The 26,557-nt window shown below is 64.0% G+C and carries 2 protein-coding genes (1 of these 2 running past the window's edge); both read left to right on the forward strand.

Features of this window, described 5'->3' with window-relative positions; all coding sequences use genetic code 11:
- A complete protein-coding gene (locus tag ACS4NR_RS03745) occupies nucleotides 1-12,321 on the forward strand; it encodes a non-ribosomal peptide synthase/polyketide synthase (RefSeq protein WP_456019118.1) in 12,321 nt (4,106 codons plus the stop codon).
- A protein-coding gene (locus ACS4NR_RS03750) for a non-ribosomal peptide synthase/polyketide synthase (protein WP_456019119.1) crosses the window boundary here: on the forward strand, nucleotides 12,321-26,557 show its 5' portion. 760 nt of this gene lie beyond the right edge of the window; only the first 14,237 of its 14,997 coding nucleotides appear in the window; it begins with the start codon at nucleotides 12,321-12,323; the stop codon falls past the right edge of the window. The genes ACS4NR_RS03745 and ACS4NR_RS03750 overlap by 1 nt, the downstream gene beginning before the upstream one ends.

A 26,557-nucleotide genomic window follows, 5' to 3' on the forward strand; every position in this document is an offset into this window, starting at 1 on the left:
ATGAATGCTGAAGACTCCTTGAAACTTGCTCGCCGGTTTATCGGGTTGCCCCTGGAAAAGCGCCAGATGTTCCTCGCGGCCCTGCACAAGGAGGGCGTGGATTTCGCGCGGTTCCCGATACCGGCCGGCATCGCAGCCGAGGATCGTCAGGCGCTGTCTTACGCGCAGCGCCGCATGTGGTTCCTGTGGCAACTCGACCCGCAGAGCGGCGCCTACAACCTGCCCGGTGCGGTGCGGCTCAACGGGCGGCTGAACCTGGCGGCGCTGGAGCAAGCCTTCACCAGCCTCGTGGAGCGTCACGAAACCCTGCGTACGGTGTTCCAGCGCCAGGCCGATGACAGCCTGCTGCAAGTGCCAGCCACCGCGCCGCTGCTGATTAACCGGGAAGACTTCAGCGCATTGCCGGCCAGCGAGCGCGAGCAGGCGGTGATCCGCGCCGCCGAACAGCAGTCGGTGCTGCCATTTGATCTGGCGGTCGGCCCGTTGCTGCGAGTGACCTTGCTCAAGCTCGCCGAGCAGGAACACGTGCTGCTGCTGACCCTGCACCACATCGTCTCCGATGGCTGGTCGATGAACGTGTTGATCGACGAATTCATCCGTTGCTACGACGCGTTCGACGCCGGGCAGGCGCCGCAATTGCCGCCACTGCCGATCCAGTACAGCGACTATGCGCTGTGGCAACGCCGCTGGCTGGAGGCCGGTGAGCAGGCGCGCCAGCTCGACTATTGGCAAGCGCAACTGGGCGACGAACACCCGGTGCTGGAGCTGCCACTGGATCATTCGCGCCCGGCGATGCCGAGCTATCGCGGCACTCGTTACGAGTTTGCGGTCGACGGCCAACTCGCCGAGCAACTGCGTAGCACCGCGCAACAACATCAGGTCACCGTGTTCATGTTCCTGCTCGGCGCTTTCAATGCGCTGCTGCACCGTTACACCGGGCAGACCGATCTGCGTGTCGGCGTGCCGATCGCCAACCGCAATCGCGGCGAGATTGAGGGCCTGATCGGCTTCTTCGTCAACACCCAAGTGCTGCGCACGCAGCTGCACGGCCAGACCCGGGTCGATGAACTGCTGCGGGCGGTCAAGGAAACCGCGCTCGGTGCCCAGGCGCATCAGGATCTGCCGTTCGAGCAACTGGTCGAAGCGCTGAAGCTGGAACGCAGCCTCAGCCACACACCGCTGTTCCAGGTGATGTACAACCATCAGCCGCACGTGGCTGATATCGCCACCATCAGCACCGCATCCGGCCTGCAACTCGACAGTCTCGACTGGCAGAGCCGCACCACCCAGTTCGACCTGACGCTGGACACCTGGGAGAAGGGCGGCAAGCTGCACGCCGCCCTGACCTACGCCAGCGACCTGTTCGATGCACCGACCATCGAACGCATGGCGCGGCACTGGCTGCGCTTGCTGACGGCGATGGTCGCTGATCCGTCGCAGCGCATTGGTGAGTTGCCGCTGCTGGAGGCAGACGAGCAGCGCATGCTGGTGCACGACTGGAACAACGTCCATGCGCAGTACCCGAGCGACACGCCGATTCATCATCTGATCGAAGCGCAGGTCGCGCGTACGCCGCAGGCATCGGCACTGGTGTTCGGCGAGCAGACCCTGAGTTACGCCGAACTGGATGCCCGGGCCAATCGCCTGGCGCATCTGCTGCGCGAACAAGGTGTGCAGGCGGACAGTCTGGTCGGCGTTTGCGCTCTGCGTTCGGTGGAAATGGTCGTCGCGCTGCTGGCGATTCTCAAGGCCGGCGGCGCCTACGTGCCGCTGGATCCGGAGTACCCGCAGGAGCGTCTGGCCTACATGATCGAGGACAGCGGCATCAGCTTGCTGCTGACGCAACAGGCGCTGCTGGCAGCGCTGCCGACTGACGGCGTGAAACTCATCACCCTGGATCAGCCGGGGCTGCTCGACCGTTACAGCGATAGCCGTCCGGAGGTCAGCGTTGATCCGCTGAACCTGGCTTACGTGATTTACACCTCGGGTTCCACCGGCAAACCGAAGGGCGCTGGCAACAGCCACGCGGCGCTGGTCAACCGTTTGTGCTGGATGCAGGAAGCCTATGCGCTGGACGCCAGTGATTCGGTGCTGCAGAAAACCCCGTTCAGTTTCGACGTGTCGGTGTGGGAGTTCTTCTGGCCGCTGCTGACCGGCGCGCGGCTGGTGGTAGCTGCGCCGGGTGCGCACCGTGATCCGCTGCAACTGATCGATAGCATCAACCGCTATGGCATCAGCACGCTGCACTTTGTGCCGTCGATGTTGCAGGCGTTTATTCACGAGACCGGCGTGGAAAGCTGCAGCGGTCTCAAGCGGATTGTCTGCAGCGGTGAAGCGTTGCCGCTGGATGCGCAGCTGCAGGTTTTCGCCAAGCTGCCGAACGCCAGCCTCTACAACTTGTATGGCCCGACCGAAGCGGCCATCGACGTCACCCACTGGACCTGTGTCGATGAAGGCGCGGACAGCGTGCCGATCGGCCGGCCGATCGCCAACCTGCGCACCCATGTCCTCGATGCCGAATTGCTGCCGGTGCCGAGCGGTGTCGCCGGTGAACTGTATCTGGGCGGCGCCGGGCTGGCGCGCAGTTATCACCAGCGCCCGGCGCTGACGGCGGAGCGTTTTGTGCCGTGCCCGTTCCATGACGGCGCGCGCCTGTACCGCACCGGTGACCGTGTGCGGCAGCGTGCCGACGGGGTGATCGAATACCTCGGGCGTCTCGACCATCAGGTTAAGTTGCGCGGTTTGCGCATTGAGTTGGGTGAAATCGAGACCCGCCTGATGCAGCACTCGCTGGTGCGTGAGGCGGTGGTGCTGGTGCAGGGCGGCAAGCATCTGGCGGCGTATCTGGTGCTGGAGCAGGCGCAGGCCGACGAACAGTGGCAGCAAGACGTCAAGGCGTGGCTGCTCGGCAGCCTGCCGGAATTCATGGTGCCGACCTACCTGATCACCCTCGATAAATTGCCGGTCACCGCCAACGGCAAACTCGACCGCAAGGCCTTGCCGCAACCGGATGCCGCACCGCAACAGGCGTTCGTGGCGCCACAGGACGCCATGCAAAAAGCCCTCGCGGCGATCTGGGAAGCTGTGCTCGGCCTCGAACGCGTCGGCCTCGAAGACAACTTCTTCGAGCTGGGCGGCGATTCGATCATCTCGATTCAAGTGGTCAGCCGCGCGCGGCAGGCCGGGATCCGTATCAGCCCGCGTGACCTGTTCCAGTACCAGACCGTGCGCAGTCTGGCGCTGGTCGCGAGCCACGATAATCTGTCCTCGGTGGATCAGGGCCCGGTGACCGGCGACGCCGTGCTCGGGCCGATCCAGCAGGATTTCTTCAGCCGGGCGATGCCGGTGCGCGAGCACTGGAACCAGTCGTTGCTGCTGACCCCGCGTGAGGCATTGAACGCGCAATGGCTCGATGCGGCGCTGACGCACCTGATCAATCACCACGACGTCTTGCGCCTGCGTTTTGTCGAAAGCACCGAAGGCTGGCAGCAAAGCCACGGCCCGCTGCTGAGCAGCGCTGAGCTGTGGCAACGCGATGCCGAATCTGCCGAACAGTTGCAGGCGCTATGCAACGAAGCTCAGCGCAGCCTCGACCTGCAAAACGGCCCGCTGCTGCGCGCGTTGCTGGTGACGATGGCCGACGGCTCGCAACGACTGGCACTGATCATTCATCACCTGGCGGTCGATGGCGTTTCCTGGCGGGTGCTGCTGGAAGATCTGCAGCAGGCTTACGAGCAACTGGCGGCGGGTGGCGGCATTCAGTTGCCGGCGAAGACCAGCGCGTTCCAGAGCTGGACGGTGCGTCTGGCGCAGGAAGCGTCGCGTTTCGATGAGCAATTGAACTATTGGAAAGCCCAGCATCAGGGCGCCGAGGATCTGCCGTGCGACCGCCCGGATGGCAGCCTGAAAAATTTGCATGGCGAGAAAATCGAATGGCGCCTCGACGCCGAGCGCACCCGCCAGTTGCTGCAACAGGCGCCCGCCGCGTATCGCACCCAAGTCAACGATCTGTTGCTCACCGCCTTGGCGCGCACCATCAGCCGCTGGAGCCAGCAGCCGGGCACGCTGATCGAACTGGAAGGCCACGGCCGCGAAGACCTGTTTGATGACGTCGACCTGACCCGCACCGTGGGTTGGTTCACCAGTCTGTTCGCGGTCAACCTGACCGCCAGCGCTGATCTCGACGGCTCGATCAAGGCGATCAAGGAGCAACTGCGCGCGGTGCCGGACAAAGGTCTGGGTTACGGCGTGCTACGGCATCTGGCCGCGCCGTCGGTGCGCGCCGAACTGGCCGCGCTGCCGCAGCCGCGTATCACCTTCAACTACCTCGGCCAGTTCGACCGCCAATTCGACGAGACGGCGCTGTTCGTGCCGTCGGTTGAAACCAGCGGCGTGGCGCAGGATCCTTCGGCGCCTCTGGGCAACTGGCTGACCGTGGAAGGTCAGGTGTATGGCGGCGAACTGTCGATGAGCTGGGGCTTCAGCCGCGAGATGTTCGACAGCGCCACGGTGCAGCACTTGGTCGATCAATACGCTATCGAATTGCAGGCGCTGATCGAACACTGCTGCACGCTACCCATTGCGCAAGCGACGCCATCGGACTTCCCGCTGGCTCGGGTGACTCAGGCGCAACTGGATGCGCTGCCGGTGCCGGCCGGTCAGCTCGATGATGTCTACCCACTGTCGCCGATGCAGCAGGGTTTGCTGTTCCACACCCTCTACGAGCAGGCGGCGGGTGAGTACATCAACCAATTGAGCGTTGACGTGCTAGGCCTTGACCCTGAGCGTTTCCGCGCCGCGTGGCAGGCCACCGTCGATGCGCAGGACATTCTGCGCAGCGGTTTCGTCTGGCAGGGCGAACTGGCGCAACCGCTGCAGATCGTCCACAAACAGGTGCAGTTACCGTTCAGCGTTCTCGACTGGCGTCAGCGCGACGATCAGCCGGCAGCCCTCGCGGCGCTGGCCGATGCCGAGCGTCAGCAAGGGTTCGATCTGAGCCATGCACCGTTGCTGCGTCTGGTGCTGGTGCAGACCGCTGCCGAGCAATGGCACCTGATCTACACCCATCACCACATCCTGATGGACGGCTGGAGCAACTCGCAGTTGCTCGGCGAAGTGTTGCAGCGCTACAGCGGTCGCACCCCGGCCCATGGCGGCGGACGTTATCGCGACTACATCGCCTGGCTGCAGCGTCAGGACGGCCAGCTCAGTCAGGACTTCTGGAACGCTCAGTTGGCCGCGCTGCAAGAGCCGACCCGACTGGCCCGCGCCGCTACTGGCGGCGAGCGCGACAGTGGTCACGGCGACCATTACCTGACGCTGGACGTGCCGCGCACCCAGGCGCTGGAAGCGTTTGCCCGCCAGCAGAAAGTCACCGTCAACACCCTGGTGCAAGCTGCGTGGCTGCTGTTGCTGCAACGCTACACCGGTCACGAAGCGGTGGCGTTCGGTGCGACCGTGGCCGGGCGTCCGGCGGATTTGCCGGGCATCGAGCAGCAGGTCGGCCTGTTCATCAACACCCTGCCGGTGATCGGCACGCCGCGTCCGGACCAAAGCGTTGGCCAATGGCTGCAAGCGGTGCAGGCACAAAACCTCAGCCTGCGCGACTTCGAACACACGCCGCTGGCGGATATCCAGCGCTGGGCCGGGCAGGGCGGTGAGGCGCTGTTCGACAACATTCTGGTGTTCGAAAACTACCCGGTCGCCCAGGCGCTGAGTCAGGCCGGGCAGGGCCTGCAGTTCGGTGATGTCGGCAACCTGGAGCAGACCCACTACGCCCTGAGCGTGGCGGTCACCCTCGGTCAGCAACTGGCGCTGCACTACAGCTTCGACCGCAGCCAGTTTGCCGGTGAGGTGATCGAAGGCATCAGTGCCCACCTGCTGCAATTGCTTGAGCAATTCGCCGTGTCGGCCGAACGCAACCTTGGCGAAATCGCTCTGGCCAGCGCGCAAGAGCATGCCCGCCAGCAAGCCGAAAACCAGCCGCAGCCGTACCCGGTGGACATCGCTGTGCATCAGCGCATTGCTGCGCTGGCGGTCGAGCGTCCGCAGCGCACCGCGGTGATCTTCAACGGTCAGCACTTCAGCTATGGCGAGATCGAGCAGCGTGCCAATCAACTGGCTCACGCGCTGATCGCCCGTGGTGTCGGCGCCGAGACCCGGGTCGGCGTGGCCCTGCCGCGCAGCGAGGCGGTGATCGTCGCGCTGCTGGCGGTGCTCAAGGCCGGCGGTGCCTATGTGCCGCTGGACACCAGTTATCCGCGTGAACGCCTGGCCTATCTGATCGAAGATTCGGGGCTGGCGCTGCTGATCAGCGATTCGTCGGTGTCGGCGCAATTGCCGGTGGCCGAATCGGTGCCATTGCTGGAGCTGGATCGTCTCGACCTGCGCCAGTTGCCGATCACGGCGCCACAGGTGCCAGTCGATCCGCATAACCTCGCGTACGTGATCTACACCTCCGGCTCCACCGGCAATCCGAAAGGCGTCAGCGTTGCCCACGGCCCATTGGCGATGCATTGCCAGGCCATCGGTCAGCGCTACGAAATGCGCGACAGCGACTGCGAATTCCACTTCATGTCGTTCGCCTTCGACGGCGCCCACGAACGCTGGCTGACCAGCCTGACCCACGGTGCTTCGCTGCTGATTCGCGACGACACGCTGTGGACGCCGGAGCAGACCTACAACGCGATGATCGAACACGGCGTGAGCGTGGTCGCGTTCCCGCCGGTGTACCTGCAACAACTGGCCGAACACGCCGAGCGTGTCGGCCACCCGCCGAAAGTACGGATCTATTGCTTCGGCGGCGATGCGGTGCCGAACGCCAGTTTCGAGCGGGTCAAACGCGCGCTCGATCCGGACTACATCATCAACGGCTACGGCCCGACCGAAACCGTGGTCACCCCGTTGATCTGGAAGGCTGGCCGTGAAGAGCCATGCGGTGCCGCTTACGCGCCGATCGGCAGCCGGATCGGCGACCGCAGCGCCTATGTGCTCGACACCGATCTGAACCTGCTGCCACAAGGCATGGCCGGTGAGTTGTACCTTGGTGGTACCGGGTTGGCGCGGGGTTATCTGAACCGTCCGGGGCTGACCGCCGAGCGTTTTGTTGCCGACCCGTTCAGCGCAAATGGCGGCTTGCTCTATCGCACCGGCGACCTGGTGCGCCAGCGTGTCGACGGCACGTTCGACTATCTGGATCGCATCGACAATCAGGTGAAGATTCGCGGTTTCCGTATTGAATTGGGCGAAGTCGAAGCGGCGCTGCAAGCCCTCGACGGCGTGCGTGAAGCGGTGGTCGTGGCGCAGGAAGGCAGCGCCGGCAGTGGCAAGCGGCTGGTGGCCTACGTGGTCGGTGATTCGGCTCGTGCCGAGTTCACCGAAGACCTGCGCGCGCAGCTCAAGGCCAGCCTGCCGGCGCACATGGTGCCGGCGTATGTTCTGCGTCTTGAACGCATGCCGCTGACGCCGAATGGCAAGCTCGATCGCAAGAACCTGCCAAAACCGGACGTCAGCCAACTGCAACAAACCTATGTCGCGCCACAGACGGCGCTGGAGCAGCAACTGGCGGCGATCTGGCAGGACGTACTCAAGCTTGAGCAAGTCGGTGTCAGCGACAACTTCTTCGAACTGGGCGGCGACTCGATCATCTCGATTCAGGTGGTCAGCCGGGCGCGGCAGGCCGGGATCCGCTTCAGTCCCAAAGACCTGTTCCAGCACCAGACCATTCAGGCTCTCGCTACAGTCGCGCAGACCGGCGAGGCGGTGCAGCCCATCGATCAGCATGCGCAAACCGGCAAAACCGCGCTGCTGCCGATTCATCAGGCATTCTTCACCGAAGCGATTCCCGACCGTCACCACTGGAACCAGTCGGTGATGCTCAAGCCGACGCAGGCGTTGGACGCTCAGGTACTGGAGCAAGCGCTGGATGCGTTGGTCGTTCAGCACGACAGTTTGCGTCTGGACTTTGTCGAGCAGGCCGCGGGTTGGTCGGCGCACTACCGCGACGTCGCCACGCAAGCGGGGCAAACCATTCTCTGGCAAGTCGAGGTCGCTGATCTCGCCGCCCTTGAGGCACTGGGCGACAAGGCCCAGCGCAGTCTGCAACTGAGCGGCGGTTCGCTGATCCGCGCGGTGCTGGCGAACCTGGCTGATGGCAGTCAGCGCCTGCTGCTGATCGTCCATCACCTGGTGGTCGATGGCGTGTCGTGGCGGATTCTATTCGAAGACCTGCAAAACGCTTATCGCCAGCTCCTCGCAGGTAAGCCTGTGCAATTGCCGGCGAAAACCAGCGCCGTCAAAGCTTGGGCGGCAGCGTTGCAGGACTACGCTCAAACCCCGGCGTTGCAGGCCGAACTGGGCTTCTGGCAGCAGCAGTTGCAGGGCGCTTCGGCGGCCTTGCCTTACGACCGGCCGCAGGGTGGTCAGCAACACGATCAGGCACTGACCCTGCGCAGCAAACTGGATCAGACCCTGACCCGTCAGCTGTTGCAGGAAGCTCCGGCGGCCTATCGCACCCAGGTCAACGACCTGTTGCTGACCGCGCTGGCGCGGGTGCTGGTGCGCTGGACCGGGGACGACAATGCCTTGGTATTGCTTGAGGGCCATGGTCGCGAAGACCTGTTCGAACACATCGATCTGACCCGCACCGTGGGCTGGTTCACCAGCGTATTCCCGGCACGCCTGGCACCGGCTGCGGAACTCGGCGCGTCGCTCAAGCAGATCAAGGAACAGCTGCGGGCGATTCCCCACAAAGGCATCGGCTTCGGCGCACTCGCGCACCTCGGTGATGAGCCGGCGCGTGCCACCCTGCAAGCCTTGCCTGTGCCGCGCCTGACCTTCAACTATCTTGGCCAGTTCGACGGCAGCTTCGACGCTGCCGGCGATGCTCTGTTCGTGCCGACCAGCGAGTCCGGCGGCGCAGAGGTCAATCTGCAAGGGCCGCTGGGCAATCCGCTGGCGCTCAACAGCAAGGTGTTCGGCGGCGAGCTGGACCTGAGCTGGACCTACAGCGGCGCGATGTTCGACACCATCACCATCCAGCGTCTGGCCGACGACTATGTGCAGGAACTGACCGCGCTGATCGGCCACTGCTGCGACACTGGCAACCGTAGCGTGACGCCATCGGACTTCCCGCTGGCGCAACTGTCGCAAGCGCAACTCGACGCACTGGTGCTGGAGCCGCAAGGCATCGACGACATCTATCCGCTGTCGCCGATGCAGCAGGGCATGCTGTTCCACACCTTGCTCGAACACGGCAATGGCGACTACATCAACCAGATGCGTCTCGACGTCGACGGCGTCGATCCGCAACGCTTCCGCGCGGCGTGGCAGGCAGCGGTGGATGCGCATGACATCCTGCGCAGCGGCTTCTTCTGGCAAGGCGATCTGCCGCAACCGGTGCAAGTGGTGCAGCGTCAGGTCGAGGTACCGTTCAGCGTGCTCGACTGGCACGGCAGAACTGATCTGGAGGCAGCGCTGCAAACCCTCGCCGATGAGGAGCGCGCCCTGGGTCTGGACCTGAGCTGTGCGCCGCTGATGCGCCTGGTGCTGGTGCGCACTGCAGCCGAGCGTTATCACCTGATCTACACCAACCATCACATCCTGATGGACGGCTGGAGCAGCGCGCAGTTGCTCGGCGAAGTGTTGCAGCACTACAGCGGCGAAGCGGTCGCCCGTGGCGCGGGTCGCTACCGCGATTACATCGCCTGGCTGCAACGCCAGGATGGCGCGGCGGCTGAAGCCTACTGGCGGGCGACGCTGGGCAATCTGCAGGAACCGACACGTTTGGCCAATGCCATCGCGCGGCCGCAGGCCGGTTTGCCGAGCGTGGGTTACGGCGATCATTACCAGGTGCTGGACGCTGAGCTGAGCCAGCGCCTGGGCGAGTTTGCCCGGGCCGCGAAAGTCACCGTCAACACGCTGGTGCAAGCAGCGTGGCTGCTGCTGTTGCAGCGCTACACCGGCAAGGATTGCGTGGCGTTCGGCGCCACCGTCGCCGGGCGTCCGGCGGACTTGCCGGGTGCCGAAGCGCAGATCGGCCTGTTCATCAACACGCTGCCGGTGATCGCCGCACCGCCCGCGCAGCAGAGCGTGATCGCCTGGCTGCAAGCAGTGCAGGCGCAGAACCTCGCCTCGCGCGAGTTCGAACACACACCACTGGCGGATATTCAGCGCTGGGCCGGGCAGGGCGGTGACGCGCTGTTCGACAGCCTGATGGTGTTCGAGAACTACCCGATCGGCGAAGCACTGGAACGCGGTGCGCCGCAAGGTCTGCGCTTCGGCGCGGTGGCCAATCAGGAGCAGACCAACTATCCGCTGACCCTGCTGGTGAACATGGGCGCGCAACTGTCGGTGCATTTCAGTTATCAGCGCGACAGCTTCGCTGCGGCCAGCGTGGCGCAGTTGGGCGCGCATCTGCAGCGTCTGCTTAGCCAGATGGCGGATGGCGGGGAACGGTCGCTCAGTGAACTGAACCTGATCGACCACCGCCCGCCGGTGAACATCGATTTCGTTACCGAGCAGTGCATCCATCAAGCCATCGCCAATCAGGTGGCGGCGACCCCGGATGCCTTGGCGGTGACCTTCGCCCATAAGCAACTGAGCTACGCCGAACTGGATGCCCACGCCAACCGTCTGGCGCATAAATTGGTAGAACTGGGCGTCGGCCCGGAAGTGCGCGTGGGCGTGGCGATGCCGCGTTCCGAGCAGTTGCTGATTGCCTTGCTCGCGGTGCTCAAGGCCGGTGGTGCCTATGTGCCGCTGGACCCGGATTACCCGGCGGATCGCGTTGCCTACATGCTGGAGGACAGCCGGGCGCGGGTGTTGCTGACCGAACAGGCGGTTGCCGCGACCCTGAGCGTGCCAAGCGAAACCCAAGTGCTGCTGTTGGATCAGCTGTCGCTGATTGGTTATTCGGCCGTTGCGCCACAGACCACAGTGCAGCCGGACAACCTTGCCTACGTGATCTACACCTCCGGTTCCACCGGCAAACCAAAAGGCGTGGCGATTGCCCATCGCAACGTCATGGCGCTGATCGACTGGTCGGCCAAGGTCTACCGCCGCGACGACATTCAAGGCGTACTGGCCTCGACTTCGGTGTGCTTCGACCTGTCGGTCTGGGAACTGTTTGTCACCCTGGCCAACGGTGGCTCGCTGATCATCGCCCGTAATGCGCTGGAGCTGGCACAACTGCCGGCGCGCGATCAGGTGCGTCTGATCAACTCTGTGCCGTCGGCGATTGCCGCGCTGCAGCGTGCCGGGCAGATTCCGCCGAGCGTGCGCATCATCAACCTGGCGGGTGAACCGCTGAAACAAGCCCTGGTGGAGGCGCTGTATCAGCAGTCGACGGTCGAGCACGTCTACGACCTGTACGGCCCGTCGGAAGACACCACCTATTCGACCTGGACCCGCCGCAGTGCTGGCGGTCAGGCACGGATTGGTCGTGCGCTCGAGCACAGTGCCAGTCATCTGCTCGACGCCGATCTGCACGCTGTTCCGCAAGGCGTTTCGGCCGAGCTGTACCTGTCCGGCGCCGGCATCACTCGCGGTTATCTGGGGCGTGCGGCGATGACCGCCGAGCGCTTCGTACCGAATCCTTTCGTCGGTAACGGCGAGCGCATGTATCGCACCGGCGACCTGATTCGAGAGCGCGAAGAAGGCGAGCTGGAGTACATGGGCCGGATCGACCATCAGGTGAAAATTCGTGGATTCCGCATCGAACTGGGGGAGATCGAGGCGCGATTGCTCGCACAACCGGCAGTCACCGAGGCGGCGGTGCTGGCCGTCGAGAGCGACACCGGCGCGCAACTGGTGGCGTATGTGGTCGCCCCGCAACTGGAGATGCACGACGGGGACGCGCAGCGCCAACTGCGCGAGGGACTAAAGACTGGCCTCAAGTCTTCGTTACCTGACTACATGATTCCCGCGCACCTGCTGTTCCTTGAGCAGTTGCCACTGACCCCCAACGGCAAACTCGACCGCAAGGCCCTGCCGGCGGTCGATGCCAGCCAGATGCAGGCCGCGTATGTCGCGCCGCACAGTGAGCTTGAGCAGCAGGTCGCGGCGATCTGGCAGCAAGTGCTCGAAGTGCAACGCATCGGCTTGAACGATCACTTCTTCGAACTCGGCGGGCACTCGCTGCTGGCGGTCAACGTGGTGTCGCGCATGGCTCTTGAACTGGGCCTGACGCTGACCCCGCAACTGTTATTCCAGCACCCCGTCCTGAGCGATTTTGTCGCTCGACTCGATACAGGAGGCGGGGCAATCAACGAACAGAAACTGAGCAAGCTGGAAGCCCTGCTTGACGATATGGAGGAAGTCTGATGGACAAGAGTGTTGCTTTGAGGGTAGCCAAGCGCTTTATCACTCTGCCGCTGGACAAACGTAAGCTGTACCTGGAAAAGATGCTCGAAGAGGGCGTCTCTCCGGCCAACCTGCCGATCCCGGAAACACGTTCCGGGTTTGCGGCGATTCCTCTGTCGTACGCTCAGGAACGTCAACTGTTCCTCTGGCAAATGGACCCGCACAGCACCGCGTATCACATCCCCAGCGCCCTGCGCCTCAAGGGTCGGCTGGATGTGGCGGCGCTGGAGCGCAGCTTCAACGCCGTGGCGGCACGCCACGAAAGCCTGCGCACCACTTTCGCCGAGCAGGGTGAAAGCTTTTGCCAGGTGATTCACCCGCAGTTGCCGCTGAGCATCAGCCTGACGCCATTGCCGGAGGGCCTCGATGCCGCCGGGGAAGACGCCGCGATCAAGGCCTTCGTCGAGAACGAAACCGCACGCCCGTTCAATTTGCAGCAGGGCCCGCTGTTGCGGGTGGCGCTGCTCGAAGTGGCACCGGACGATCATGTACTGGTGCTGATCCAGCACCACATCATCTCCGATGGCTGGTCGATCAAAGTCCTGGTCAACGAGCTGATCCAGCATTACGCCGCCGACACCGCCGGGCAGCCGCTGAGTCTGCCGGAGCTGGAAATACAATACGCCGACTACGCGATCTGGCAGCGGCACTGGCTGGAAGCGGGCGAGCGTGAACGCCAGTTGGCCTACTGGGTCAAGACCCTGGGCGGCGAGCAGCCGGTGCTGGAGTTGCCGATCGACTTCCCGCGTCCGGCCGTGCAAAGCCTGCGCGGTGCGCGGCTGGAGCTGAACCTGCCGACAGACCTCGGTGACGCCCTCAAACAGCTGGCGCAGCGCGAAGGTGCGAGCCTGTTCATGCTGCTGCTGGCGTCGTTCCAGGCGTTGCTGCATCGCTACAGCGGTCAGGCGCAGATTCGCGTCGGGGTGCCGACCGCCAACCGTAACCGGGTCGAGACCGAAGGCCTGATCGGCTTCTTCGTCAACACGCAGGTGCTGAGTGCCGAGGTCAGCGGGCAGTTGCCGTTCAACCAGTTGCTGGCTCAGGTCAAGCAGGCGGCGATGGCCGCGCAGGCGCATCAGGATCTGCCGTTCGAGCAACTGATCGAAGCCCTGCAACCGGAGCGCAGCCTGAGCCACAGCCCGGTGTTCCAGGTGATGTTCAACCACCAGACCAGCCGCGATCAGGGCCGCAGCGCCGCGCAGTTGCCGCAGTTGAGTGTCGAGGACGTGCAGTGGGAAGGGCGCACCGCGCAGTTCGACCTGACGCTGAATACTTACGAGTCCAGCGACGGCTTTGCCGCCGAGCTGACCTACGCCACTGATCTGTTCAAAGCTGAAACCGTCGAGCGTCTGGCACGTCATTGGCAAAACCTGCTAAGTGGCATCGTCGCCGCGCCGAGCCAGCGCGTCGGCGAATTGCCGTTGCTGGAAAGCGCAGAGCACGGCGTGCTGTTGCAGGACTGGTTGCGCAGCGCCGACCGCAGCGCGCAAGCCGAATGCGTGCAGCAGGATTTCTCCCGGCGTGCGCAGCAAACACCGCAGGCCACTGCACTGATCATCGGCGAAGACGTGCTGAGCTACGGCGAGCTGGATGCCCGCTCCAGTCAACTGGCGCACAAGCTGATCGAGGCCGGTGTCGGCCCGGATCAACTGGTTGGCATCGCCGTCGAGCGCAGCGCGGAAATGATCGTCGGCCTGCTGGCGATCCTCAAGGCTGGCGGTGCTTATGTGCCGCTGGATCCGGCGTATCCGCAGGATCGCCTGGCCTACATGATCGAGGACAGCGGCCTGCAATTGCTGCTGACCCAAAGCCATTTGCAGGCGCAGCTGCCGATCCCGCCGGGCGTGCAAACGCTGCTGCTGGATCAACCTCGCGAGTGGCTGGCGGCTTATCCACAGACCGCGCCGGAAGTGGCAGTCAATGGCGAGCATCTGGCCTACACGATCTACACCTCCGGTTCCACTGGCAAACCGAAAGGCGTGATGGTGCGCCACGCGGCGCTGAGCAATTTTGTCGCGAGCATGATCGAACAGCCGGGCATCTGTGCCGCCGATCGCATGCTGTCGCTGACCACCTTTTCGTTCGACATTTTCGGCCTGGAAATCTACGGTCCATTGCTGGCCGGCGCCTGTGTGGTGCTGACCGGCAAGGACGTGCATCAAGACCCGCAAGCGGTGCTCGAACTGATCGATCGTCATGCCGTGACTACGCTGCAAGCCACGCCCTCGACCTGGCGCATGCTGCTGGACAATGAACAGGCGCCAATCCTGGCGGGCCGCACGTTCCTCTGTGGCGGTGAAGCGCTGCCGCAGGAACTGGCACAACGCATGCTCGCACTGACGCCGAGCGTGTGGAACCTCTACGGCCCGACCGAAACCACTATCTGGTCGGCGCAGCACGCCTTGAGTGCGGACAGCAGCCGTCCATTCCTCGGCACGCCGATCGACAACACCGCGTTGTACATCCTCGGCAGCGACCTTGAGCTCAATCCGCTCGGCGCCCCGGGTGAGCTGCTGATCGGCGGCGACGGCCTCGCTCGTGGTTACTTCCAGCGCCCAGGCCTTACCGCCGAACGTTTTGTCCCGGATCCCTTTTCGACTACCGGCGCGCGTCTGTACCGCACCGGCGACCTGACCCGTTACCGCGCCGAGGGCGTGATCGAGTACATCGGGCGGATCGACCATCAGGTGAAAATCCGTGGTTTCCGGATTGAACTCGGCGAGATCGAAGCGCGTTTGCTCGCCCTCGATAGCGTGCGCGAAACCGTGGTAGTCGCTCAGGATAGCCCGACCGGCCCGCAACTGGTCGGCTATGTGGTGCCGACCGCCGACGATATTGATGAAGGCGAACTGCGCGCCGCATTGAAAGCCAGCCTCAAGGCCGAGCTGCCGGAATACATGGTGCCGGCGCACCTGTTGTTCCTCGCGCAACTGCCGGTGACGCCGAACGGCAAAGTCGACCGCAAAGCCTTGCCGGCACCTGACGCCAGCCAGTTGCAATCAACTTACATCGCCCCGCAAACTGCCACGCAACACAGCGTTGCCGAGATCTGGCAAGCAGTGCTCAAGCTTGATCGCGTAGGCCTGAGTGACAACTTCTTTGAACTGGGCGGCCACTCGTTGCTGGTCACGCAAGTGGTCTCGCGGGTGCGTCAGGCGCTGAACGTTCAAGTGCCGCTGCGCACGTTGTTCGAACACAGCACGCTGGAAGACTTCGTCGCCGCGCTGGGTGTCGATCAGGCACATCAGCAGCCGCCGATTGTTGCCTTGCCACGCCTGCAACCGCTGGCGCTGTCCTATGCCCAGGAGCGTCAATGGTTCCTCTGGCAACTGGAACCGACCAGCACCGCTTATCACGTGCCGGCGGCGTTGCGTCTGCGCGGTGAGCTGGATCTGCCGGCGTTGCAGCGCAGCTTCGACGCGCTGATCGAGCGCCACGAATCGCTGCGCACCTGCTTCGTCGAACAGCAGGGCCAGACCCTGCAAGTGATCCAGGCTCATGGCACGCTCGATCTGCAGGTGCAGGACGTGGCAGCGGATCTCGACGAGGCGGCGCTGCAAGCGCTGGTCGCCGCCGAAACCCTGCACCTGTTCAATCTGCAGCAAGGCCCGTTGCTGCGGGTCAAACTGCTGCGTCTGGCCGCCGACGACCACGCACTGGTCATCACCCTGCATCACATCGTCTCCGATGGCTGGTCGATGAATGTCATGGTTGATGAACTGGTGGCGTTGTATGCCGCCTACAGCCAGGGCCAGAACGTGCAATTGCCGGTGCTGCCGGTGCAATACGCCGACTACGCCGTGTGGCAGAAACAGTGGATGGACGCCGGTGAACGCGAGCGTCAATTGAGCTACTGGACAGCACAACTCGGCGATGGTGATCAACCGCTGCTGGAGTTGCCGACCGACCGTCCGCGTCCAGCCGAGCAGAGCTATCGTGGCGCCCGTCGCGATATCCCGCTGAGCCTCGAACTGGCCACCGCGCTCAAGCACCTGGCGCAGCGTGAGAATGTCACGCTGTTTGCGCTGTTGCTGGCGTCGTTCCAGACCTTGCTGCATCGCTACAGCGGTCAGGCCGATATCCGCGTCGGGGTGCCGGTGGCCAACCGCAACCGGGTCGAGACCGAAGGCCTGATCGGCTTCTTCGTCAACACCCAAGTATTGAAGGCCGAGTTCGACAGTCAGCAGACGTTCCGCAGCCTGCTGCAGCAAGTGAAAAACACCGTGCTGGGTGCGCAGGCGCATCAGGATCTGCCGTTCGAGCAACTGGTCGACGCGCTGCAACCGGAGCGCAGCCTCAGCCACAGCCCGCTGTTCCAGGTGATGCATAACCATCAGAGCCAGGTGCGTCAGGCGCAGGGCGCCACGCGTCTGCCAAAACTGGCGATTGAAGGCTTGCCTTGGGCGTCCAATACAGCGCAGTTCGACCTGACCCTGAACACTTTTGAATCGAGCGACAACGTCTGGGCCGAGCTGACCTATGCCACCGACCTGTTCGACGTCGAGACCATCGAGCGCCTGGCGCAACACTGGACCCGTCTGCTGCAAGGCATCGTTGCCGACAGCGCTCAGCGCATCGCCGAACTGCCGCTGCATGACGCCGCCGAACGCGCGGCGACCTTGCAGCAGTGGAACCCGGCCATCCGCGATTTCCCGAGCGAGCAGTGCCTGCATCAACGGATCGAACAACAAGCCGCCCGCGCCCCGCAAGCGATTGCCGTGAGCTGTGCCGGGCAGTCCCTGAGCTACGGCGAGCTGAACAGCCGCGCCAACCAGTTGGCCCACAAGCTGATTGCCAGCGGTGTCGGCCCGGACGTGCGCGTCGGTCTGGCGGTGGAGCGCAGCCTCGACATGCTGGTCGGCCTGCTGGCGATTCTCAAGGCCGGCGGCGCCTATGTGCCGCTGGACCCGACGTACCCGGAAGAACGCCTGAGCTACATGATCGGCGACAGCGGCATCGCCTTGCTGCTGACCCAGAGTCATCTGCTGGGGCGTCTGCCGGTGCCGGATTCGCTGCGCAGCCTGATGCTCGATCAGGAACGTGACGGTCTGGAAGGCTACAGCGACAGCAATCCGCAGGTGCGCATGAGTCCAGACAACCTGGCTTACGTGATCTACACCTCCGGTTCCACCGGTCAGCCGAAGGGCACATTGCTGGCCCATCGCAACGTGCTGCGCCTGTTTGAGGCCACTGATGCGTGGTTCGATTTTGGCGCCACGGATGTCTGGAGCCTGTTCCATTCCTACGCCTTCGACTTCTCGGTGTGGGAGATTTTCGGGGCGCTGCTGTACGGCGGCAAACTGCTGGTGGTGCCTTACGAGGTCAGCCGCTCGCCGGAAGATTTCTTCGCCTTGCTTTGCCGCGAAGGCGTCACCGTGCTCAACCAGACGCCGTCGGCGTTCAAGCAATTGATGCAAGTGGCCTGCGCCCCGCAGCACGCGGCGCAAGCACTGGCGCTGCGTTACGTGGTGTTCGGCGGCGAGGCGCTGGAGGTCAAGAGCCTGCGTCCGTGGTTCGAGCGTTTCGGCGATCAGGCACCGCAACTGATCAACATGTATGGCATCACCGAAACCACCGTGCACGTGACCTACCGGCCGATTTCGCTGGCCGACTTGCAGCGTGATGCCAGCAGTCCGATCGGCGAACCGATTCCCGATCTGTCCTGGTACTTGCTCGACGGAGATCTGAACCCGGTCGCCAAAGGTTGCATCGGTGAGCTGTACGTCGGTCGTGCCGGCCTGGCTCGCGGTTACCTGAACCGTGCGGATCTGACCAGCCTGCGCTTCATTCCCGACCCGTTCGCCGCCGATGGCGGGCGTCTGTACCGTACCGGTGACCTGGCGCGCTATCGCGCCGACGGCGTGATCGAATACATCGGCCGGATCGACCATCAGGTGAAGATTCGCGGTTTCCGTATCGAACTCGGCGAGATCGAAGCGCAACTGCTGGAACAGGCTGCCGTGCGTCAGGCCGTGGTGCTGGCGCAGCCGGGCCTCAGCGGTCAGCAACTGGTGGCATATCTGGTGCCAGGCGACGCCGCGCTGCTCGACGCAAGCCCGGCCGAACAGGCGCTGTGGCGCGACAGCGTGCGCACCGAACTCAAGGCCAATCTGCCGGATCACATGGTCCCGGCGCACCTGTTGCTGTTGGCGCAATTGCCGTTGACCGCCAACGGCAAACTCAATCGCAATGCCTTGCCGTCACCGGACGCCAGCCAGGCGCAGCAGACCTATCAGGCGCCGCAAAGCGCGATGGAGCAGGGTCTGGCCGCGATCTGGCAGGACGTGCTGAAGCTGCCGCAAGTCGGCATCCACGACAACTTCTTCGAATTGGGCGGCGACTCAATCATCTCGATTCAGGTGGTCAGTCGCGCCCGTCAGGCCGGCATCCGCCTCAATCCCAAAGACCTGTTCCAGCACCAGACCGTGCAGCGTCTGGCGCTGGTCGCGCAGTGGGGTGGCGACGAATCGACGATTGATCAGCAAGCCGCGAGCGGTGCAGCGTTGCTGCTGCCGATCCAGCAGCAGTTCTTCGCCGACGAGATTCCGCAGCGTCATCACTGGAACCAGTCGGTACTGCTGCAACCGCGGCAGGCGCTGGACGCTGAAAAACTCGAGCAGGTGTTGCGCGCACTGGTCGCTCATCACGATGCCTTGCGCCTGAGCTTCACCCAGCGCGATGGCGGGTGGCAGGCCGAGCATCGCGCGGTCGAAGCGCTGCCGCAGAACCTGCTCTGGCAGGAACAGGTCGCGGATGCCGCCGCCCTTGAAGCCTTGGGTAATCGCGCCCAGCGCAGCCTCGATCTGCAACACGGGCCGTTGCTGCGTGCGGTGCTGGCAAATCTGGCCGATGGCACTCAGCGTTTGCAGTTGGTGATTCATCACCTGGCGGTGGACGGCGTGTCGTGGCGGATTCTGCTGGAAGACCTGCAGAACGCTTATCAGCAACTGCTCAACGATCAGCCGCTGAGCCTGCCGTCCCGGACCAGTGCCTTCAAGAACTGGGGTGAGCACTTGCAGCGCTACGCCAACAGCCCGGCGTTGCAGGCAGAGCTGGCTTGGTGGCAGGCCTGCCTGAGCGATGTGAGTACCGATCTGCCGTGCAAACGCGTTGACGCCAGTCAGGACAATCGTCTGGCCCAGACCGTACAAACCCGCCTCGGCGCCGAGCTGACACGGCAACTGTTGCAAGAGGCCCCGGCGGCATACCGCACTCAGGTCAACGACCTGTTGCTGACGGCGCTGGCGCGAGTCATTGGACGCTGGAGCGGGCAGGCGTCGACGCTGATCCAGCTCGAAGGCCATGGTCGCGAAGAACTGTTCGACGGTGTCGATCTGACCCGCACGGTGGGCTGGTTCACCAGCCTGTTCCCGGTGCGCCTGACGCCGGCAGACACGCTTGGCGAGTCGATCAAGCAGATCAAGGAACAGCTGCGCTCGATCCCCAACAAGGGCATCGGTTTCGGCGCTTTGCGTTACCTCGGTGATGCGCAGGCGCAGCAGAGCCTGCAGGCCTTGCCGAGCCCGCGCATCACCTTCAACTACCTCGGGCAGTTCGACGGCAGTTTCGCCGGCGACGAGGCTGCGCTGTTCGTGCCGTCGCCGGACAACGCCGGCCTCGATCAGAGCCCGGAGGCGCCGCTGGGCAACTGGTTGACCCTCAACGGTCAAGTGTATGGCGGCGAGCTGCGGGTGGGCTGGACGTTCAGCCGCGAGCGTTTCGACAGCGCGGTGATCGAAGCCCTGGCCGAAGATTACGCCGCAGAACTCGCAGCGTTGATCGGCCATTGCCTGACCCCGGGCATCGAAGGCCTGACCCCGTCGGACTTCCCGTTGGCCGGCCTGACGCAGGCGCAGCTTGATCAGTTCCCGCTGGCAACGCGCCAGGTCGCCGATGTGTATCCGCTGTCGGCGATGCAGCAGGGCATGTTGTTCCACAGCCTCTACGAGCAGGCCACCGGCGATTACATCAACCAGGTCCGGCTCGATGTCGAAGGCCTCGATCCGCAGCGCTTCCAGCAAGCCTGGCAGGCGGCGGTGGACAACCACGACATCCTGCGCAGCAGCTTTGTCTGGCAGGGTGAACTGGCGCGTCCGGTGCAGGTGGTGCACAAGCAACTGGACATGCCGTTCCGCGTGCTCGACTGGCGTGATCGCGACGATTGCCAGGGTGATCTGAATGCGCTGGCGGCAGCCGAACAGGCGCAAGGTTTCGACCTGAGCCAGGGGCCGCTGTTGCGCATGGTCGTGGTGCGTCTGGACGAGCAGCGCTGCCACTTGATCTACACCAACCACCACATTCTGATGGACGGCTGGAGCAACTCGCAATTGCTTGGTGAAGTCCTGCAGCGCTACAGCGGGGTTGCCCAGCCGCCACTGGCCGGACGTTATCGCGATTACATCGAATGGCTGCAACGGCAGGACGTGCAGGCCAGCGAGCGTTACTGGACCGCGCAACTGGCTGATCTGCAAGCGCCGACCTTGCTGGCGCAAGCGTTGCAGGCGCAGCGCGGCGATGCACCGCGCGACGGCCATGGCGAACATTTCTGCGTGCTCGATGCTGAGCAGACGCGGCGTCTGGGCGAGTTTGCGCGCCAGCAGAAAGTCACCCTCAACACGCTGATTCAGGCGGCATGGCTGCTGCTGTTGCAGCGTCTGACCGGCCAGCCGTGTGTGGCGTTCGGCGCCACGGTGGCGGGGCGTCCGGCCGAGCTCAAAGGGGTCGAGCAGCAGATCGGTCTGTTCATCAACACCTTGCCGGTCATCGCCAGCCCGCAGTCGCCATCGAGCGTTGGCGAATGGTTGCAGAGCGTGCAGGCGCAGAACCTGGCCTTGCGTGAGCATGAACATACCCCGTTGTTCGACATTCAGCGCTGGGCGGCTCGCAATGGTGAGGCGCTGTTCGACAACATTCTGGTGTTCGAGAACTACCCGGTGTCCGAGGCGCTGGCGCAGGGCGCACCACAAGAACTGCGCTTCGGTGAAATCCACAATCATGAGCAGACCAACTACCCGCTGACGCTGCTGGTGCACTTGAGCGACGAGCTGTCGATGCACTTCAGCTACCAGTGCGAAAGCTTTGCGGCGCACAGCGTGGTGCAACTGGCTGGGTATCTGCAGCGCTTGCTCGGGCAAATGACCGAGTCGGGGGAGCGTTCGCTCAGCGAACTGAATCTGATCGAGCACAGCCCGCAGGTGAGTACCGACTTCTCCACCGATCTGTGCATCCATCAAGCCATCGCCCGTCAAGTGGCGGCGACCCCGGATGCCTTGGCGGTGACCTTCGCCCATACGCAACTGACCTACGCCGAACTGGACGCGCAGGCCAACCGTCTGGCGCACAAACTACTTGAGTTGGGTGTCGGCCCGGAAGTGCGCGTGGGCGTGGCGATGCCGCGTTCCGAGCAGTTGCTGATTGCCTTGCTCGCGGTGCTCAAGGCCGGTGGTGCGTATGTGCCGCTGGATCCGGACTACCCGGCGGATCGCGTGGCTTACATGCTCGAAGACAGCCGGGCGCGGGTGTTGCTCACCGAGCAGGCCGTTGCCGCGACCCTGAGCGTGCCGGGCGATACCCAAGTGCTGCTGCTGGATCAGCTTTCGTTGAGCGATTATTCGGCTGTTGCACCACAGACTGCGGTGCAACCGGACAACCTCGCCTACGTGATCTACACCTCCGGCTCCACCGGCAAACCCAAAGGCGTAGCAATTGCCCATCGCAACGTCATGGCGCTGATCGACTGGTCGGCCAAGGTCTACAGCCGCGAGGACATTCAAGGCGTGCTGGCCTCGACGTCGGTGTGCTTCGACCTGTCGGTCTGGGAGCTGTTTGTCACCCTCGCCAACGGCGGCTCGCTGATCATTGCGCGAAATGCGCTGGAGCTGGCGCAACTGCCGGCCCGCGATCAGGTGCGCCTGATCAACACTGTGCCGTCGGCGATTGCCGCACTGCACCGCGCGGGGCAGATTCCGCCGAGCGTGCGCATCATCAACTTGGCGGGTGAACCGCTGAAACAAGCGCTGGTGGAGGCGCTGTATCAGCAGTCGACGGTCGAGCACGTCTACGACCTGTACGGCCCGTCGGAAGACACCACCTATTCGACCTGGACCCGCCGCAGTGCCGGTGGTCAGGCGCGGATTGGTCGTGCGCTCGATCACAGTGCCAGCCATCTGCTGGATGCCGATCTGCACGCTGTTCCGCAAGGCGTTTCGGCCGAGCTGTACCTGTCCGGCGCCGGCATCACTCGCGGTTATCTGGGGCGTGCAGCGATGACCGCCGAGCGCTTCGTACCGAATCCTTTCGTCGACAACGGCGAGCGCATGTACCGCACCGGCGACCTGATTCGAGAGCGCGAGGAGGGCGAACTGGAGTACATGGGCCGGATTGACCATCAGGTGAAGATTCGCGGCTTGCGTATCGAACTGGGCGAAATCGAAGCGCGTCTGCTGGCGCATGCCGCCGTGCGTGAAGCGGTGGTCGTGGCCAGCGAAGTCTCGGGTAGTCAGCAGCTGATTGCCTATCTGGTGCCGAGCGATCCGGCGATCATCGACGCCAGCGCCGAGCAACAGGCCGAACTGCAGCAAGCCCTCGGCAATTGGCTGGGTGCGACCCTGCCGGATTACATGGTGCCGAGCCATCGCCTGTGGCTGGCGCAACTGCCGCTGACCCCCAACGGCAAGATCGATCGCAAGCGCCTGCCAGCACTGGAGCTGAGTGCCGCGCAGTTGCATGTCGAACCGGCGAATGCCACCGAGCAAATGTTGGTGGAGATCTGGAAAGAGGTGCTGGGCCTTGAGCAGATCAGCACCCACGACAGTTTCTTTGCCTTGGGCGGCGACTCGATCATCTCGATTCAGGTGGTCAGTCGCGCCCGTCAGCAAGGGCTGGAGCTGAGCCCGAAAGACCTGTTCCAGCAACCGACCATTCAACAATTGGCCCTGTGCGTGCAGGCTGCCGAAGGGCGTGTGGCGCCGGAGCCGGCGCTGATCGACCTGCCGCTGCACGGCTTGAGCGAGGCGCAGGTGGCGCAACTGCCACTGCCGGCCGGGCAACTGGACGGGCTCTATCGCTTGTCGCCAATGCAGCAGGGCATGCTGTTCCTTGGCCTGAATTCGCCGGAAGCGGATCTCTACGTCAACCAGTTGAGCGTTCCGGTGCAGGGCCTTGAGCCGCTGCGTCTGCAAGCCGCGTGGGAAACCGTCAGCCGTCGCCACGACATTCTGCGCACCGGTTTCCTCTGGCAGGACATGGCCGAGCCGCTGCAATTTGTGCTCGCCGATCCGCAGTTGCCGTTCAGTCTGCTCGACTGGCGTGAGCAGGATCATTCGGCCGAAGCCTTGCAAGGCCTGGCGGATGCCGAGCGGGCCAAGGGCTTCGACCTTGACCAGCCACCGCTGCAACGGCTGACGCTGGTGCAAGTCGGCGAGCACAGCTATCAACTGATCTGGACTTACCATCATATTTTGATCGACGGCTGGAGCAGTTCGCAGTTGATCGGTGAGGTGCTGAGCCAGTATTCCGGGCGACCACTGGCCGACGCGGTGCCGTACCGCGGTTACATCAACTGGCTGCAGCAGCAGGACGCGAATGCCAGCGAAGGTTTCTGGCGTCAGCACCTTAGCCTGCTCGACGAGCCGACCTATCTGGCGGACGCGGTGACGCGCACCGGCAGTGGTCGCGGTCACCAGGCGCTGTACAGCCGTTTGGGCGCAACCCGCACCGAGCAGTTGAAAGCCTTTGCCCAGTCGCAGCAGGTCACCCTCAACACCTTGGTGCAGGGCGCGTGGCTGGTGCTGCTGAGCCGGTACAGTGGGCAGCGTTGCGTGGCGTTCGGCGCCACCGTGGCGGGGCGTCCGGCGAGTCTGCCGGCGTCGGAATCGATCCTCGGCCTGTTCATCAACACCTTGCCGGTGATCAAGGACGTGCCGGCCGAGCAGGCCGTGGGCGCCTGGTTGCGCGAGTTGCAGGATTTCAACCTGGAACTGCGCGAGCGCGAATACACCCCGCTGACCGACGTCCAGCGTTGGGGCGGGCGTGCCGGGCAGTCGCTGTTCGACAGCATCATCGTGTTCGAGAACCACCCGATCGATCAGGCGCTGCGCGAGTGGCGCGATGATTCGCTGAAGTTTGGCGAGATCAATAACTCGGGCCTGACCAACTTCCCGATGGACCTGATGGTCACCCTCGAAGACGGGCTGGTGATCGAGTACATGTTCCTGCGCGAACATTTTGATCTGGCGACTGTGGAAGGCATCCGCAGCAACATGGAAGGCCTGCTCACCGCACTGGTTCAGGACGCCGGGCAGGCGCTGGGACGCATCGGTCTGCCGACCGGGCAAGTCGCGCCCGCGCCGGACGTTGTCGCGCAAGCGCAGACCAAGCTGGTGCACCAGCGCATTGCCGGTTGGGCCGCGCAACGTGCCGAACAAACCGCAGTGATCTTCAATGAGCAAGCCTTCAGCTACGGTCAGATCGAAGCGCGGGCCAATCGTCTGGCGCATGCGCTGATCGCCGAAGGTGTCGGTCCGGAAGTGCGGGTCGGTGTGGCCCTGCCACGCAGCGAAAACATGATCGTCGCGCTGTTGGCGGTGCTCAAGGCCGGGGGTGCCTACGTGCCGCTGGACGCGACTTATCCGCGCGAGCGCTTGAGTTATCTGATGCACGATTCGGGCATCGCCTTGTTGCTCAGCGATTCGAGTCTGCGTCAGGTGCTGCCGACCCAGGCCAACCTGCATGTGCTGGAACTCGATCAGCTGGATCTGCGCACTCAGCCGGATTCGGCGCCGCAGGTCGCGGTGCAGCCGGGCAACCTGGCTTACGTGATCTACACCTCCGGCTCCACCGGTCAGCCGAAAGGTGTCGGCGTGGCGCACGGGCCGCTGGCGATGCACTGCCAGGCGATCGGTCAGCGTTACGAAATGAGCGCGGCCGATTGCGAATTGCACTTCATGTCGTTCGCCTTCGACGGCGCGCATGAGCGCTGGCTGACCACCCTGACGCACGGCGCGCGTTTGCTGATTCGCGACGACAGCCTGTGGACTGCGGAACAGACCTACGACGCCCTGCATCAGCATGGCGTGACCGTGGCCGCGTTCCCGCCGGTGTACCTGCAGCAACTGGCCGAACACGCTGAGCAGCACGGCAATCCGCCGCCGGTACGGATCTACTGCTTCGGCGGGGACGCGGTGCCGGTGGCGAGTTTCGAACTGGCCAAACGCGCACTGCAACCGCAGTACATCATCAACGGCTATGGCCCGACTGAAACGGTGGTCACGCCGCTGATCTGGAAGGCCGCGGTCGACGATCAATGCGGCGCGGCCTATGCGCCGATCGGCAGCGTGGTCGGCGAGCGCAGCGGTTATGTGCTCGACAGCGATCTCAACCCGCTACCGGCCGGCATTGCCGGTGAGTTGTACCTGGGGGGCGCGTTGGCGCGCGGTTATCTGGGGCGTGCCGGTGGCACCGCCGAACGTTTCGTCGCCAACCCGTTCAGCGCCGATGGCAGTCGCCTGTACCGCACCGGCGACCTGGTGCGCCAGCGTGCCGACGGCACCGTCGATTACCTCGGGCGGATCGACCATCAGGTGAAGATCCGTGGTTTCCGCATCGAGCTGGGTGAAATCGAAGCGCGTCTCAAGCAGCAGTCGGGCGTGCGTGACGCCGCCGTGGTGGCCCGCGAGGGTGTCAGCGGCAAGCAACTGCTCGGCTACGTACTGGTCGCTGCCGAGACGCCGGCCGACGGTTTGGGCGAACGTCTGCGCGAGCAACTCAAGGCCAGCCTGCCGGATTACATGGTGCCGGCACACCTGATGGTGCTTGAGCGCATGCCGCTGACGCCGAACGGCAAACTCGACCGCAAGGCCCTGCCGAATCCGGATGCCGAACAGCGTCTGGCCTACGTCGAGCCGCGCACCGAGCTGGAAAAAGCCCTGGCGAAGATCTGGCAGGAAGTGCTGAAAATCGAACGTGTCGGGCTCACCGACAACTTCTTCGAACTGGGTGGCGACTCGATCCTCAGCCTGCAAGTGGTGGCTCGCAGCCGCGTGCTCAAGGCTCAGGGCCTGAGCCTGAAACTGCGCGACCTGATGCAGAAACCGAGCATCGGCGAACTGGTAGCGAGCGTTCAGGGCACGGCGGAAAAAGCCTCCGGGCTGCTGGCGATGAACGCCGAGGTCAAGGGCGTGGCGCCGTTATTCTGCCT

The sequence above is a fragment of the Pseudomonas sp. JQ36 genome (assembly GCF_053851495.1).

Bases quoted from the DNA above. Each gene is read 5' to 3' on its own strand.
- ACS4NR_RS03745 (WP_456019118.1), top strand. From the start codon at position 1: ATGAATGCTGAAGACTCCTTGAAACTTGCTCGCCGGTTTATCGGGTTG.